Origin of the sequence: Lichenifustis flavocetrariae, from assembly GCF_026130545.1 — a bacterium.
GTDB classification, from domain to species: domain Bacteria; phylum Pseudomonadota; class Alphaproteobacteria; order Rhizobiales; family Beijerinckiaceae; genus Lichenihabitans; species Lichenihabitans flavocetrariae.
Genome location: NZ_JAMOIM010000014.1, coordinates 1 through 14,930 on the forward strand (window position 1 = coordinate 1; position 14,930 = coordinate 14,930).

General features: G+C 64.9%; 17 protein-coding genes and 1 tRNA gene. 8 read left to right on the top strand and 10 right to left on the bottom strand.

Features of this window, described 5'->3' with window-relative positions:
- Nucleotides 1-487 precede the first annotated feature (487 nt).
- On the top strand, nt 488-937 hold the full coding sequence (locus M8523_RS19415) for a hypothetical protein (RefSeq protein ID WP_282586558.1): 450 nt from the start codon (nt 488-490) through the stop codon (nt 935-937).
- Between the two features lie 289 nt (nt 938-1,226).
- Here M8523_RS19415 and M8523_RS19420 read toward each other — a convergent pair whose 3' ends face one another.
- From M8523_RS19420 to M8523_RS19435, 4 genes are all read right to left on the bottom strand, one after another.
- Nucleotides 1,227-1,823, bottom strand: coding sequence for a hypothetical protein (locus tag M8523_RS19420; RefSeq protein ID WP_282586559.1), 597 nt, complete (start codon nt 1,821-1,823; stop codon nt 1,227-1,229).
- A 294-nt stretch (nt 1,824-2,117) separates the two neighbouring features.
- Complete coding sequence (locus M8523_RS19425; protein ID WP_282586560.1) at nt 2,118-2,456, bottom strand: hypothetical protein; 339 nt, start codon at nt 2,454-2,456, stop codon at nt 2,118-2,120.
- An 18-nt stretch (nt 2,457-2,474) separates the two neighbouring features.
- On the bottom strand, nt 2,475-2,603 hold the full coding sequence (locus M8523_RS19430) for a hypothetical protein (RefSeq protein WP_282586561.1): 129 nt from the start codon (nt 2,601-2,603) through the stop codon (nt 2,475-2,477).
- 117 nt (nt 2,604-2,720) lie between these two features.
- A tRNA-Gly gene (locus M8523_RS19435) sits at nt 2,721-2,794 on the bottom strand.
- A gap of 58 nt (nt 2,795-2,852) precedes the next feature.
- Between M8523_RS19435 and M8523_RS19440 the strand changes: the two genes are divergently transcribed.
- Together M8523_RS19440 and M8523_RS19445 are read left to right on the top strand one after the other, a co-directional pair.
- Entirely contained in the window at nt 2,853-3,485 is a 633-nt protein-coding gene (locus M8523_RS19440) for a LysE family translocator (RefSeq protein WP_282586562.1), read from the top strand.
- Between the two features lie 73 nt (nt 3,486-3,558).
- On the top strand, nt 3,559-4,383 hold the full coding sequence (locus M8523_RS19445) for a carbon-nitrogen hydrolase family protein (RefSeq protein WP_282586563.1): 825 nt from the start codon (nt 3,559-3,561) through the stop codon (nt 4,381-4,383).
- 36 nt (nt 4,384-4,419) lie between these two features.
- Here the strand turns inward: M8523_RS19445 and argC are convergent, their stop codons facing one another.
- Nucleotides 4,420-5,331 carry an N-acetyl-gamma-glutamyl-phosphate reductase gene (gene argC, locus M8523_RS19450; protein WP_282586564.1) on the bottom strand — a complete coding sequence of 304 codons (912 nt, stop codon included), beginning with the start codon at nt 5,329-5,331 and terminating at the stop codon, nt 4,420-4,422.
- A 109-nt stretch (nt 5,332-5,440) separates the two neighbouring features.
- Nucleotides 5,441-5,920, bottom strand: a complete 480-nt coding sequence (secB, locus tag M8523_RS19455; protein WP_282586565.1) for a protein-export chaperone SecB — start codon at nt 5,918-5,920, stop codon at nt 5,441-5,443.
- 170 nt (nt 5,921-6,090) lie between these two features.
- Between secB and M8523_RS19460 the strand changes: the two genes are divergently transcribed.
- Nucleotides 6,091-6,585 (top strand): AAA family ATPase, encoded by a 495-nt coding sequence (locus M8523_RS19460; RefSeq protein WP_282586566.1) that lies wholly within the window; start codon nt 6,091-6,093, stop codon nt 6,583-6,585.
- Nucleotides 6,586-6,610: 25 nt separating this feature from the next.
- Here M8523_RS19460 and M8523_RS19465 read toward each other — a convergent pair whose 3' ends face one another.
- The gene (locus M8523_RS19465) at nt 6,611-7,102 is read right to left on the bottom strand and encodes an FxsA family protein (protein ID WP_282586567.1); all 492 of its coding nucleotides are present in this window, start codon (nt 7,100-7,102) and stop codon (nt 6,611-6,613) included.
- Between the two features lie 136 nt (nt 7,103-7,238).
- Between M8523_RS19465 and M8523_RS19470 the strand changes: the two genes are divergently transcribed.
- The 3 genes from M8523_RS19470 to M8523_RS19480 are packed head-to-tail and all read left to right on the top strand — an operon-like array spanning nt 7,239 to nt 9,573.
- Nucleotides 7,239-7,955 carry a Tim44/TimA family putative adaptor protein gene (locus M8523_RS19470; protein ID WP_282586568.1) on the top strand — a complete coding sequence of 239 codons (717 nt, stop codon included), beginning with the start codon at nt 7,239-7,241 and terminating at the stop codon, nt 7,953-7,955.
- Nucleotides 7,955-8,998: a murein transglycosylase A gene (mltA, locus tag M8523_RS19475; RefSeq protein WP_282586569.1), complete on the top strand. Its 1,044-nt coding sequence runs from the start codon at nt 7,955-7,957 to the stop codon at nt 8,996-8,998. Before M8523_RS19470 ends, mltA begins: the two co-directional genes overlap by 1 nt.
- Complete coding sequence (locus tag M8523_RS19480; protein WP_282586570.1) at nt 8,995-9,573, top strand: Smr/MutS family protein; 579 nt, start codon at nt 8,995-8,997, stop codon at nt 9,571-9,573. The genes mltA and M8523_RS19480 overlap by 4 nt, the downstream gene beginning before the upstream one ends.
- On the opposite strand, the gene M8523_RS19485 is transcribed toward M8523_RS19480, so the two are convergent.
- The 3 genes from M8523_RS19485 to M8523_RS19495 form a co-directional block, all read right to left on the bottom strand.
- The gene (locus M8523_RS19485) at nt 9,574-10,740 is read right to left on the bottom strand and encodes an MFS transporter (protein ID WP_282586571.1); all 1,167 of its coding nucleotides are present in this window, start codon (nt 10,738-10,740) and stop codon (nt 9,574-9,576) included.
- The gene (locus tag M8523_RS19490) at nt 10,737-11,525 is read right to left on the bottom strand and encodes a DeoR/GlpR family DNA-binding transcription regulator (RefSeq protein WP_282586572.1); all 789 of its coding nucleotides are present in this window, start codon (nt 11,523-11,525) and stop codon (nt 10,737-10,739) included. The genes M8523_RS19485 and M8523_RS19490 overlap by 4 nt, the downstream gene beginning before the upstream one ends.
- Nucleotides 11,526-11,944: 419 nt before the next feature.
- A complete protein-coding gene (locus M8523_RS19495) occupies nt 11,945-13,360 on the bottom strand; it encodes a polysaccharide biosynthesis/export family protein (RefSeq protein ID WP_282586573.1) in 1,416 nt (471 codons plus the stop codon).
- A gap of 406 nt (nt 13,361-13,766) precedes the next feature.
- Here M8523_RS19495 and solA point away from each other — a divergent pair, with 406 nt between their 5' ends.
- Nucleotides 13,767-14,927, top strand: a complete 1,161-nt coding sequence (gene solA / locus M8523_RS19500; protein WP_282586574.1) for an N-methyl-L-tryptophan oxidase — start codon at nt 13,767-13,769, stop codon at nt 14,925-14,927.
- Nucleotides 14,928-14,930 lie beyond the last annotated feature (3 nt).

Here is a 14,930-nt window from a genome sequence, read left to right on the forward strand (position 1 = left end):
CATCCATAAGGCCGTCGAAATGCGAAATGCAGAGCGACAATGCCATCCGTTGGCCAAGTCACGAATCTCTGCTTAGCAGCTTGGAGCTTCGGCGGCCACCTGCCTGAGATCCGTAGGGCCGTCCTACCGGGTCGGTCGAGTCCTGAAATCCGCGTGTCTGCGAGGTCCGCTTGCGAGCTTCTGAACGACGCTATTGTGTGCTTCGGCTTCACGCCGGGACCCCTCTCGATCCATACACATCAACGGTTTGCGACGATGATCGGCGTTGGAACCCCACGCCGATTCACACTCAGGGTGGTGCTTTTCTGCTTCGATCAGAGTCTAAGATAGATTTAGACGTGGGTAATCCCTTCGATGCTGATTTGCGCGCGAGCGCTTCTCCTGCGCAGAGGGTTGGATCAACGGCGAAAATTGGTCACTGCTATTGCGCGGTGATGAAGATCGATTGCAGATTGGCTCAGCCACAGTTGACATCAGGACCACCGGCATGGTCCACCAACTTCGTGAGATACGCACGGAGCTTAAAGGAAAAGCGATCAGCGTTGGAATTGGCTGGGAATCCAGGTCCCCCAGCCAGTTCAAGCGCCGCGGCCTGTCAGAGATTCCGCCAACCTTGGCGATCGATGATGTGTTGCAGATCCAGTCCCGGATAATCCAACTTCTGAAGAGCGTGGTCGAGAGTACGAAGCTCGAAGAGCTTTCCCTTGACGCGCCCATAATTCGACGTCGTGCCCTTCAAGACATGTCCGACGATCGCCTTGATCATACTCTCATTGACTTCGAGATTTCGAAGTCGGCGAATGACCCCTTGGCGAAACGAGTGAAAGGTCTTGGTCTTGCTCTTCGTCACATGAGCATCGCAAAAGCGTCCCCAAAACTTGCTCCAGTTTCGCGTGTAGCGATCGCGATAGGCGATCAGTTCGGGAAACAAGCGTGAACACCCTGCGCTCCGCCGCGATTGCACGAAGTCCAAAAAACCGCATCGAACGAGAGCAGCATGCATTGGGCACATGCCTGCGAGCGGCAGTGGTTTTCACCGTCTTGCCCGCATCGATTTCGACTGCGTCCTCGGCGGTGCCGATTTCAACATCGTCCGGAATATCGGTGATATCGAAATAGGTGATGCCCTCGGTGACCTTGATATCCGCCACGAGCAGCTGCCCGAGTTCCTCGAGCCTGGCGCCGGTGAAGAGCGCAAGGAGAGGCAACCAAAAAGCCGCAACGCCTCAGCCAGCCTTCGAAATGCGGGCGGGCACCTGATAGATCTTCGAGGCCACGATCGCGTTCAGTTCGGCCGGGCTGTAGGGTTCCCGATCGACGACATCGCGGTCGTCGAGCTTGAGGCGCGTTCCGGCGCAAGGATTGATCGTGATCAGCTCATCGTCCAGGGCAATCCGCATCAGGGTGCTGACCGAGCCGATGCCCTTGGCATTGATCGTGCCTCGGCTCAGGCGCGGCGCCTTCGTCGTGGCACCCCAAGCGATTTGTTCGGCCAGGCTGGACTTCGCGAGTTTGTTCGGCACGTTGCGGGGGCGATCAAGGAGCTTGTCGCGGAACGCGATGACCTGTTTTTTCGTCACCTCGTTCACAGGCAGGTCGCCGAACAGCTGGACGAAGTAGCTGACGTAAAGGGCGTTGTCGTCGATCTGCTTCGGACTGGGCCGGTTCAGCTTGATCCAGCGCAGGCGTAAGGCCGACAATGTTTCGACCGTCGCTGTGGGCACCTCCGGCGGCGTGATAAGCGAAGGACGTTCCGGCGTCACAATCGGTGCGCCGAGATCCCGCTCCTTGATGACGTCGTTGGCCCTGACCTGTGCCCTCAACACCTCGAGCCCGAGGCGGCGACGATCGGGGTGGTCATCGGCAAGGTTGAGACCGTTTCGGCGAGGATCGCGTCGATGTCGTTGGTGATCGTCGAAACGGGGCGTTTTTGGCCTGACGCAGGGCGTTCATCTGGTCGGTCGTCAGCCGCCTCACCCGGCCGGATCGAATCGCATCGAGATCGAACATCGTCGGGTCCAGATCAACCTCGTCGATTCGCCGATCGACGGTGCCGATGTCGCGCGCGATGAGGGCCTGCTTGGCCTGACGTTCGAAGATCGCTTGAGCCTGGCGTCTCACGTCCTCGGCCGTTCGCGGTTCATCGCCGCCCCCTTGGCCAACATCAGTTTGGTGATGACGGTGGTCACAGGCGGGGAGAAAGTGGGATCGACCCAAGTTCGATCGTGCTCGTACAGGATGTCGTGGTGCGCTTGAGCGCCCATGATCGATATCTGATCGCGCGTCAGCCGGTCGACCTGGACCGGAGCCTGCTTCGGCGCGCTAGCGCCGTTGGCACTGACGCGGGCGATCTGCACGAGAGCCTCGACCTGCGGATGGATCTGCACCCATCGCATCCGCGCGGTGGCTTCGTCGCCGGTCTTCAGCGAGATCTTGACCAGAGGTTTGCCAGACAAGGTCCGGGTTCCTCGGGCTCAGAGGAGCTCGACAGTACCGGTGACCAGGGCCGCGATGTCGCCTGGAATCGAGCGCTGACAGGTGTATTGCCCGGCATCGGGTCGCAGGACGAGGAAGGGCAAACCGGTGCTGCTGGAACGTCCCATGACAGCTTGCTCGGGCTGGATTCTTACCAGGATTCTCACCAGTTTTGTGCCCAGGAGGCGTACAACAAGCAAGCGACGAGCTCTATGACTAGCAAAATCAGCGCCTTGGCGCAAAAATGGAGCGGGCGAAGGGAATCGAACCCTCGTATGCAGCTTGGGAAGCTGCCGTTCTACCATTGAACTACGCCCGCGCGCACTTTACGCATACCGGCATCGCGGCGGTTCAGCAAGAGGGTCGCCGGAGCCGGGATGCCAATGTCGATCGTGCCTGCCCTTGTGGCGTTCATCCTTGCGGCTGGCCTTCTCACGGTCACGCCCGGCCTTGATACCGTGCTGGTTCTGCGAATGTGGCTGACCGATGGGCGCAGGGCGGCATGGCGGGCGGCTTTCGGTATCCAGATGGGGTGCCTCGCATGGGGAAGCGCCGTCGCGGTTGGATTGGCGGCCGTGCTGGAGACGGCGCCTGTGGCCTATGAGGTGCTGCGTTGGTTCGGCGCGGCTTATCTCCTGTGGTGCGGGCTGCTCATGCTTGCCAGGCCGCGGGAGCGGCTCGACGCCGCGGCAATGGCCGCGCCGGCCGCGGGAGCGAGCGCCTTTCGCCGCGGGTTTCTAACCAACCTGCTGAACCCGAAAGTCGGTCTGTTTTACTTGTCCTTCCTGCCGCAATTCGTGCCGCCCGGGCTGCCGGCGGCCCCTTTCATGATCCTTTTGACCACGATCCATATCGCCCTGGCGCTCGCCTGGTTCGCGCTGCTGCTCGGCGGAGCCGCCGCGCTTCGGCAGGTCGTCACGCAGCGGGCCGGTGTGGTGCGTTGGCTCGATCGCCTGACCGGGATCGTCTTCGTCGGATTCGGGCTTCGGCTCGCTTTCGAAGGACGGTGACCATGACGACCCTTGCACGCAGGCCGTTCGTGACCGAACATCCGCCGCGAAAAAACACGGCGGAACAATCCTGATGAAAGTCTCCCTGATCCAGATGAACTCGATCAGCGACAAGCCCGCCAATCTGGCGATGGCGCGCCGGCTGATCGAGGACGCCGTCGCGGCGGACGCGCCCGACTGGATCCTGCTGCCCGAATGTTTCGACTACCTCGGCGGCACGCGCGAGGGGAAGCGGGCCGCGGCCGAGACGCTGCCGGGCGGCCCGGCCTATAGCCTGCTGCAGGAGCTCGCCCGCACGCACCGCGTCTTCATCCATGCGGGCTCGCTTCTCGAACGCATTCCCGAGGATGAGCGGCTGCACAACACCACGGTCGTGTTCGATCGGGAGGGGGGTGAGGTCGCCCGCTACCGCAAGATCCACATGTTCGACATCACGGCGCCGGACGGCACCGAATACAAGGAAAGCGCCGCCTTCAAACGCGGCGATGCTGTCGTGACCTACGCCTGCGAAGGCGTCACGGTGGGCTGCGCGATCTGCTACGATCTGCGCTTTCCCGCGCTGTTCCAGGCCTTGGCCGACAAGGGGGCGACCATGATCGCCCTGCCGGCCGCCTTCACGATGCAGACCGGCAAGGATCACTGGGAGGTGCTCTGCCGCGCGCGGGCGATCGAGACCGAGACCTATTTCTGCGCCGCTGCGCAGACCGGCAGTTTCACGCAAAACAACGAGACCCGCCAGACCTATGGCCATTCGCTGGTGGCAGACCCCTGGGGCCATGTGGTGGCACGGGCCTCGGATGGGGTCGGGACGGTCGCGGCCCGGATCGATCCGGCCCGCGTCGAGAAGGTGCGGGCCATGATCCCGGTCGCCAAGCATCGCGTGCCGCTACCGGGCTGATCGCGGACGGAGACCAGACGCCTCGTCGAACACCCATTAAGCGAGGCCGAGCATCAGCTCCAGGTTCTGGACGGCCGCGGCGGAGGCGCCCTTTCCCAGATTGTCGAGCTTGGCCACCAGCACCGCCTGGCGGTGCGCCGTGTTACCGTAGACCCGCAATTCCATGCGGTTCGTGTCGTTCAGCGATTCGGCCTCGATCCGCGGCTCGGTCGCTTCCGCGAAGACCACGTGGTCGCCCTGGGCGTAGCGGGTGGCGAGCGCCTCCCCCAGCGCCGCGACATCGGGGCGGCCGGGAAGCTCATCGAGATGGAGCGGAATGGACACCAGCATGCCCTGGTGAAAATTGCCGACCGACGGCACGAAGATCGGCCGCCGGGTCAGGCGCGCATAGGCCATGACTTCGGGCAGATGCTTGTGATCGAGCCCGAGGCCATAGAGTTCGAACGAGGGTGCCGTCCCGCTGTCATAGGCCTCGATCATCGACTTGCCGCCGCCGCTGTAGCCGCTGACGGCATTGATGGTCAGCGGAAAGTCGGGCGCCACGAGGCCCGCATCGACGAGCGGGCGGAGCAACGCGATCGCGCCCGTGGCGTAACAGCCGGGGTTGGCGACATGCTTGGCGCGGCGGATCGCCTCGTCCTGGCCCTCGGCCAATTCGGCAAACCCATAGGTCCAATCCGGCGCCACACGGTGCGCCGTCGAGGCATCGAGGATTTTGGGCGCGTCGCCACCCAGTTCCGCCGCCAGCCGCACGGTTTCCTTGGAGGCTTCGTCGGGCAGGCACAACACCACGAGGTCAACCTCGCGCATCAGTTCAAGCTTGGCCGCGGGGTTCTTGCGGTCCTCGGACGCAATGCTGCGCACGCTCACACGCGGGTGGCGCGCCAACCGGTCGCGGATGCCCAGGCCGGTCGTGCCGGCCTCGCCATCGATGAAAACACTTGCCATCGCGTGTCCTCCAACCGGAAGAGAAGATGCCAGTCCCCGAGCTACCGAAAGTTCCGCAAGGCAGCTCGGGACGATGCGCGACTGCCGATAAGCGGCCGGGTTGCGGCCGTCAGGCGACCGGGACGTTCGGTGCGCCCTGGCCCGCGATCCTCTGCTGATACAGGCCGGCGAAATCGATCGGGTCGATATAGAGCGGCGGGAATCCGCCGTTGCGAACCGCATCGGCCACGATCTGGCGCGCGAAGGGGAACAGCAGCCGGGGACATTCGATCATCACGACCGGGTGGGTGTTCTCGGCCGGAATGTTGCGGACACGGAATACACCGGCGTAGTTCAGCTCGAATTTGAACAGCGTCTCGGCGCCCTCGCCGGCCGCGCCTTCGAGCACCAGGCTGACCTCGAAGTCTGTCTCCGACAGCTGTTTCGCGTTGACATTGACCTGGATCGAGATGTTCGGGCTCTTCTCCTGAGGGCCGAGCGACCGGGGGGCATTCGGGTTCTCGAAGGAGAGATCCTTGGTGTATTGAACCAGGGCATTCAATTGGGGCGCGGTCGCATCCATCGTGCCGTTCCCATTGCCGTCGGCCATCGCCATCTCCTTTGGCCCCGCACGAAGGGGCACGTCACATGGGCCGCCGCGTAGCATGGAAGCCGAAGCGGGACAACCGCGATGGCAGGCGAATGATTCGGACCGTTCGATGCGTTCCGCCAACACGGGCTTCCCGATCTAAGGGGCCAAGTCCGCAGGAACCAAAGTCCATGCAGCGCATCCTGGTGATGGGGCCGCCCGGAAGCGGGAAATCGACACTCGCCCGCCGCCTCGGAACGGAGTTCGGCCTGCCGGTGTTCCATCTTGACCAATCGTATCATCGGCCAGGGTGGGTGCCCGCGCCCTCAGAAGCCTTTCGCGCCGATGTGGAACGGATCACGCGGGGGGCAGCCTGGGTGATCGACGGGAACTACACGGAAACGATCAGTCCCCGATTGCGCGCGGCGGATACCATCATCTATCTCGATATCCCTGCTTGGCTCGCGATGGTGAGGATTATCCGGCGCATTCTTACCAGCTTCGGGCAGGTGCGCGCCGACGCCGCTCCGGGTTGTCCCGAGCGCCTGAATCTGGAGTTTCTACGCTTCGCCTGGACCTGGAACCGGAGGAGGCGGACCAGACATCTTGCGCTTCACCAGACATTCGGCGGTCGGGTCATCGTGCTGTCCTGGAGGCACCAGAACCGAAGCCTTCCGCAAAAGTGACCAGTTTCCGAAAGTCAGCTGTCCCTCAGGACCGCCCGGACTTGTCGACAACGCGCCAATCGTCCGGCGAGAGGTCGATCACATCCGGAGTCGCCTTGCGTCCCATCGGCTTCTGCGTGGGCGACCCGTCTCGCCGCATGAGAAATCGCGCCGCAAGGGTCTGGCGGATCGACGGTGTCGCGAGCGAAAGGCCCACCGCATCCGACACGAAGCCCGGCAGGATGAGGAGAACAGCCCCCAGCGCCGTCAACGAGCCGTCCACGAATGCCTCGCTGGGCGCACCGCCCATCCCCATCGTGCGCCGAAGGTGCTGGGCCGCCCCCAATCCAAGGCGGCGCAGGATGGTCAGGCCGAGCACGCTGGTGGCGAACATCAGGAGCAGTGTCCCTCCGAGACCGAGTAGCTTCACGGCAAACGAAAAGGCCAGCACCTCCGCCACGACCCAGCCCAGCAGCAGAAACTTGAGATTACCAAGCGGCCATTGGCCGGCGCGAATATTGTAGAAGACACCGTTCATCGTGCATCCTCACGCTTCCGGCCGCGTGCGCATGGGAAAATCAGTGGATGTTGGAGGCCGTGTCACCACATAAGAGAGATAGGAGGCATTGCTTCCGGGCGCAATGGAGCGCCGCCCATGCCAAGTGGTCTACGCCATGAACCAATCCTTCGACGTCTCGACCATCGTGTTTGCGGCGCTTGCTATCTTCATCGTCTGGAAGCTGCGCTCCGTGCTCGGCACCCGCACCGGCGAGGAACGGCCGCCGTTCAATCCCTTCTTGCGCCGCGGCGCGCCGAAGCAGGACGAGGGCGCGGCGCGGGAAACCGGGACCGTCATTCCCATGCCGGGTGCCTCGGCGCCCACGAACCTGCGGCCCACCAATGACCCTGATCGCTGGAAGGGGGTGGCGGAGCCGGGCGCCTCGCTCGCCGCCTCCCTCGACGCCATCGCGGCGGCCGATCCCAATTTCAGCGGCCGAGGCTTCATCGACGGGGCCCGCATGGCTTATGAGATGATTCTCGACGCCTTTGCGAAAGGCGATCGGGCGGCCCTTTCGGGGCTATTGGCCAAGGATGTCTACGATGGGTTCGTAGCCGCGATCGCGGATCGCGAAGCCCGCAGTGAAACGATGGAGCACACGATGGTCGCGGTCGACCAGGCCATCATCGTGGACGCGCAACTGCGCAGCACCGTCGCCCATGTGGGCGTTCGCTTCGAATCCCATCAGGTCAACGCCATCCGCACGGCCGGCAAAGCCCTGGCGGAAGGCAGTTCGGAAGCGGTCGGCCAGGTTGTCGACCATTGGACCTTCACCAGGACGGTCACGGCGCGGGACCCCAATTGGACGCTCGCCTCCACCAGCAGCGAGTGATGCGACCTGCGGCCTGGATGGATGCGGCAGCGCTTCAGCCCCTCGCTTGGGAGCATCTCGACGGTTGGCAGACGGCAGCCCACGCGAGCGTCTGGGCGGCCTTTCGGGCCAGCGGCCTGCATATTCGGGGGCATGGAGGCGAGTTGCGTGCGGCTGCCCCACCATGGCCGGCGCTGCGTGACCTCTGCGATCGGGCCGCGTTCCCCCAAACCGTGTCGGACCCCGAGGCGAAAGTCTTTTTCGAGCAGGCCTTTGTACCGTTTCGCGTGGTCCCGGAGGCTGGTCCCGATGGGTTCCTGACCGGCTATTACGAGCCGGTGATCGACGGGGCTCTCCAACAAAGCGCGCATTTCACGGCCCCGATCCTTCCGCCACCCGAACGGACCTTGTCTCCGACGCCAGACCGCGCGGCCTTCGAGGCCTTCGCGCTTAGCCCCGAGGCGCGTCCGGTCGTCTGGCTGCGCGACTGGACCGAAGTGTTTCTCGTGCAAGTCCAGGGATCGGCGCGCGTCCGGCTGCCGGACGGCACAGAGCGGAGGCTCGTCTATGCGGGCCGCAACGGCCTGCCCTATACGTCGATCGGCCGGCGTCTCATCGAGACCGGCCGCATCGCCCTTGAGGAGATGTCGCTCGATGTCCTGAAGGCCTGGCTGCGGGCGCATGGTCAAGAGGTCGGGCAGGAAGCCCGCGCCCTGATGCAGGAGAACCGATCCTACATTTTCTTCCGCCTCGAACCCGGGCAGGCCGATGAACGCGGTCCGACGGGTGGCCAGGGGCTGCCGCTCGAGGCTGGCGTTTCGATCGCCGTCGACCGCAACCTCTGGTGCTACGGCCTTCCGTTCTGGATCGAGAGCGACAGGCCGATCCCCGGATTTGGTCCGTCCCCGTTGGCGCGGCTCTTCATCGCGCAGGATACGGGCTCGGCCATCCTGGGCCGGGCGCGGGCCGACCTCTTCACAGGCTCCGGCGAGGCGGCCGGGACCGCGGCCGGTCTGGTCCGCCATCCTGCGCGGTTTACGGTCTTGCTGCCCCGCGCGTCATGAAACCGCCGATCCGATACCGACGCCTGAGTGACGAGGAGATCACCCTGTGGCGCTCCGTCGCCGACACGGTCGAGCGCCGACCGGGAAGCCATCTGCCTGAAGGACCGCCGCGCGCGCTTGTGCCGACCGCGACACCGGCCGAGCCAGAGCCCGCCGCGCCGCCCGCTCCGGGTGGGCGTCCGGCGAAAGCCGCCGCGCCGCGGGCCGCACCGCCGCTGGCCGACCTCGACCGACGCACCCGCCAGAAGATCGTCCGCGGGCGGATCGGCATCGAGCGCGCCATCGACCTGCACGGTTTGACCCAACCCGATGCCCATGCGGCGCTGCGCCGCTTTCTCCACACCGCCTATGCGGAGGATTTGCGGCTGGTGCTGGTGGTGACCGGCAAGGGTGACCGAAGCCGGGCTCGGTCCGATATGTTCGGCGAAACGGGCGTGCTCAAGCGGATGGTGCCGCACTGGCTGCGCGAATTCGACCTTCGGCCCATCGTGCTTGGGTTCGAAGACGCGGGCCTCCCGCACGGGGGTGCGGGCGCCCTCTACATCCGCCTGCGCCGCCGCAAGGCCCCGGGGTGATTAGCCGGTCTTGCCCTGCAGAACATGCCGGGACCAGATACCGGACAGAACGGCGCCGCCTGCCACCAGCACGACACAACCGAGCGCGATGCGAAGCGTCGTGACCGTCGCGATGGCGCCGATGATCGGCGGCCCGCTGATGAAGCCGACGTAGCCGCAACTCACCACGGCCGCGATGCCGGCCGCAGGCGTTCGGCCGAACCGGCCCGCGGCACTGAACACCGCCGGCACGATGTTCGACAAGCCGAGGCCCACCAACAGGAAGCCGACCGTTGCAGATGGCAATGTCGGCATGGCCACGCTCAAAGCCAGGCCGATCGCCGCAAGACAGCTGCCGCCGATCACGATGACGCTGGCCCCGAAGCGGCGCACGAGACTGTCGCCCGCAAAGCGCCCGATGGTCATCGTGACCGAAAAGGCCGCGTAGCCGCTGGCGGACAGCGCTTCAGACGCACGCACCACGGTCGAGAGATAGATGGCGCTCCAATCGGCCATGGCACCCTCGACCATGAGGCCGCAGAAGGCGACAGCACAAAGGCCCCAAACGGCTCGGATCGGCCAGGCCAGCCCGGTCTCGTGCGCGGCCGATTTCGATCCCGCACCAAGCGCCGGGATCGCGATGAGGGTGATGACCAGAGTGGCAAGCGCCAAGGCACTCACCTCACCGGCAGGCCCGAGCCCTGCCCCCAGGAGCAAACCGCCCGCAGCGGATCCGATCAGCCCACCGAGGCTGAAGGCGCCATGAAAGGACGACATGATGGCTCGTCCCCAGCGCTGTTCGACGTCCGTCGCGTGGCTGTTCATGGACACGTCGAGAAATCCGTTGGCGAGCCCGAACAGGGCCACGAGGCCGACGAGTTGCGGGAGGGAACCCGCCCAGGCCGGCAGCGCCGCCGTGATGCAGAAGGCGAGGGCCGCCCACGCGGTCGCCCGCCCTGTGCCGAGGCGGGGCGCCACCGACCCCGCCATCAGCGTCGCAGCGGTCGAGGTGAGCGACAAGGTCAGCAAAGCGAAGCTGATGTCGCGATCAGTGAGGCTCAGATCGGCCTTGATGCCGGGCAGCGAGGCCGCCCAGGCGCCGAAGCCCATCCCTAAAACCAAAAAGATCGCGGAGGTCGCACCGCGTTCGTTCCACGAGGCCGTCCGGGAGATCGTCGCCGAGGTCATGATTTGGCTTCCGTGGCCGCAGCCGCATGAAGGATGTGGAGATCTGGGTAGGCGTCGGCACTGTCGAAGCCGACCCCGAATTCCAGGACCAGGGTGTCGACCTCGCCGAGCGACGCAAACCCGAACGGCGCGGATGTCGCGAGTTTTTCGGTCGTGGCCAAGACGATCAACCGGGCGCCGCTGTCGACGAGGCGGCGCTTGAAGGCCGCCTCCTCGCCATCGAAGACCGCAAGCCCGTGCTGGGCCGAGACCGCGCAGGTGCCGGCGAAGAAAAGGTCCGGCCGCAATCCGTCGAGGTCGCGCAGGGCCCGTGTCCCGAAACTACCGCCCGTCGCCGGGTCGATCCGCCCTCCGATCTGAATGACGCTGCAGCGGGTGTGAGTCGCGAGCGCGACAGCGACCGCGGGCGCATTGGTGACGACCGTGAAGGCCACGTCATCCGGCAGGGCCGCCGCGAGCGAGCAATTGGTCGACCCTGTGTCGATGAAGACAGTCTGGTTGGCAACGACGAGCCGGGCCGCCGCGCGTGCCAGAGCAGCTTTGGCGCCCGGCCGCTGGTCGAGCCGCGTCCGGAGCGGCTCCGAGACAGGCGAGCGAAGTGCGCCACCGTAAACACGCCGGCAAAACCCCGCCGCTGCAAGATCACGAAGGTCCCGCCGTATCGTGTCCTCGGATGTGTGGAACTCACGCGCGAGATCGGAGGCCGAGACGCGTCCGTCGCGCACGAGGCGCGAGCGAATGCGGTCAAGCCGTTCCTCTGGAAGAAGATCCTCTGTGACAAGCATGCTTCATTCTCGATTATTCGGTATCTTCATGCACGAACTTGCATAATCATGCAAGCAGAAGCGAGACGTGTGGTTGGGTCAACAGGTCTGGCGCATCGGGCCTTGCAGAGCATTGCCAGAGCCTTCTGCGCCCGCCACGATCCCGATGCAGCGGAGCGTATGATTGGACGACTGGGGCTGATGCCCTGGCGACCCGTCGATCAAGGCCGAACGCGCAGCAGTGCGGCAGCTACGTCGATCGCGAGGAGTTCGACGGGAACGAGATGCGGATCCGGCTCGCAGGCCTGACGAAACCGAGCGAGGTCAGCCTCACCCCCCGTAGACGCCGGGAAGCAGGAAGACTGTGCGAGTCACGGCAGAAACACGGGGGCCTTGCTTCGGCTCCAACGGGCCGGGTGCCGCGTAGCCTGCCTTGACCTTTAATTGCCTGATGTTGGGGACGTCGTGCGCCGGGTGGTGCCGCCGGTGCTGGTGCTCTGATTTGCGGGGGCCGCCGGCAGTGACACGGTCGTGTTCGTGCTGCCAGCCGTGGGCGCACTGGTGGAGGGCGTGTCCGCGGTGCCGCCTGTCGGACTCATCGTACCTGACACACCATTGCTGATGCCGTTGGTGGTGATGGTTCCAGGCAAACCCGTGATGCCGGAGGGAACCACTGTCAGCCCCCCGACGGTCGGCAATGCGCTCGATCGCCCCGCGACCGCCGATTGCACCGCGAGCGCCGCGGTCGAGGCACTGACGGCCGTCGAGGTGACCGAGTTGAAGAAACCCACGGCCTTGCTGATCTCGACCGATTTCGAATTGGCGATGTACAGGAGGTCCCCATTCTTCATCTTGAACTGCGTCGCCGTGAAGAAGCCGGCGGGGTTGCCGAGGTCAAAAGAGAAAACGACCGGGACGACATCCACCATGGTCCGCGACGCGTCGACCCCCAGCTTTGACGCGACGGCGACCGGTTCCCGCCGATAAAGAAAGACGGAGCCGGGGTCAGCCCGCGTGTCGACCAGGCCGCCGGCTTTCGCGATGGCTTCCGCGAGACTGATACGCCATGAGTCGAAGGGAATTTCGGCCTGCCGGCCTTCCGTCGCGCCGAATGCGATGAACTTCTGCGGTTCGCGATAGAGGAAGATCTTATCGCCGGGCCGCACAAAGACGTCGTTCTCCCGATCGATCAGCAGGGCTTCGAACGGAACCGTGGCGCGTTTGCCGTCGCGATCGAGGACCACAAAAGTCTCGAAGCCCTGGTCCATGATGCCGCCCGCGCGAGTGATCGCATCCGAGACGCGGTCGCCGGCGCCGGACGCCGCCGCCGGATAGCGCAGCGGATTTTTCACCTCCCCCTGCACGGAGATCAGATTGGCCTGCTGTGACGTGACGGTAACGACCACCTGCGGTTCGATGGCCCGATCCTTGATCCGTGCCAGAATCGCATCCTGCAATTGCCTCGTGGTCAAACCGGCGGCCCGGATATGCCCCCCGTAGGGAAACGTGATGTTGCCGGCATTGTCGATCGCCTGGCCGGGCAGGTTCACGAAATTGCCCGGGCGCGAACTCGCGTCTCCGGGGATCAGGAGCCCGCCTGTCCCTGCCTCATAGACCGTGATGGCCACCACGTCGCCGACGCCCAGCGTCAGCCGGGCCGGCGGGCGATTGTCGGTGAAGCGGCCTGCCAACCGATCGGGCTCGTTTTGATTGAGAACGGCAACGATGGCCGGCGTGACCGGCACGAGCGTATATGGGAGAAGCATGGAGCTCTGCGACAGGATCGCCTGGCTGGTGGGTCCGCCCTCCCCGAGAGTGGAACACCCGCTCACCTGAAGCGCGGCCACAATGGTCATTGCGGCCAGCGCATGGCGGCCGCCCCTCCATAGATGGCGCTTCCTCCGTGACAGGCCCCAATCGGCACACTCCACCCAGATTGGGATCACAACGCCTGCTCACCTACGCCGAAGAGTGGACGCCGAATACAACCATAAGTTGATCGGAAAAGCAAAAAGAGACCTGCCGGATCGCGGTTTCACAATGAGGCGAAGGGCAAAGTAAACGCCGGGCTGCCCCTCACGCGTGGATGGTCCTGCCCCGAACGACCACGATGGTCATTGCAAGCGGGCGCTGTTCAGCCAGTTCGGCCCGGAGAGGCCGCATTGTCCCGGACAACGCTCTGCGGTAACCAACGCTTTTTGCTCGACCCGCACCGCCTATCCGCCGGCCCGGCTGTGCCGCGAGACCTTGGGGATTGCTTTCGTGTCTGACAGCTTCGATGTCGCCGTCATCGGCCTGGGTGCCATGGGTAGCGCCGCCGTGGCCCACCTGGCCAGCCGCGGATGCCGTGTGGTGGGGCTGGAGGCGCATTATCCCGCCCATGCACTGAGTTCCTCGCATGGCGACAGCCGGCTGATCCGGCTCGGGTATTTCGAGGACCCCTCCTATGTGCCGCTGTTGCGCCGTGCCTATCAGAACTGGCGTATGTTGGAGCGGCAGGTGCGCGAAACCCTCCTGACGGTGACCGGCGTGCTTGAGATGGGGCGGCCCGACAGCACGATCGTCAGCGGCGCGCGCGCCGCCTGCGAATTGCACGGCCTGCCGTTTCAGATCCTCGACCCCGATCAGGTGCAGGCTCGCTACCCGGTCTTCGCATTGGACGACGACGACGTCGGTCTCTTCGAACCCGAAGGGGGCTATCTGCGACCGGAGCGCGCCGTGATGGCGCACCTCAAAGTCGCGGGCCAGGCCGGTGCGGTGCTGCGGTTCGGCGAGGCCGTGGCGGCCATCGAGCCCGACGATGCGGGCGTGACGATCGTCTCGGCCTTCGAGCGCCTGCGGGCCCGAACCGTCATCGTCGCCACGGGACCCTGGATCGCGCAACTGGTGCCGCAGCTACGCGGGATCGCCCAACCGATCCGACAGGTGGTCGCATGGTATCAGCCGGCCGACGCCTTCGTGACGTTGCCCGAACGGATGCCGGTCTTTCTGCGCGACGAGGGAGCCGCCGGCTCCTATTTCGGCTTTCCGTCGATCGGGACGGACGGATTCAAAGTGGGCAAGCACGCTCATTTCCACGAGCCTATCGATCCCAACCTGCCCAATCCGCCGGTCAACGACACGGATACGGCGCTACTCGACGGCTTCGCGCATCGCCGACTTCCGGGCGCCGCCGGGGTTCGCGCCGGCTCGACGACCTGCCGCTACACGATGCTGCCGGGGGAAGATTTTCTGATGGACCTGCACCCGTCGGAAAAGCGGGTGATCGTCGCCTCGCCCTGTTCGGGGCACGGCTTCAAATTCGCGAGCGTCGCGGGTGAAATCCTGGCCGATCTCGCGACGCAGGGCGGAACGGCGCTGCCGATCGAGCTTTTCTCGTTCGCTGCGCTCGAACAAAAGCGCCGCACGAGCCGTGTGGACTGACGG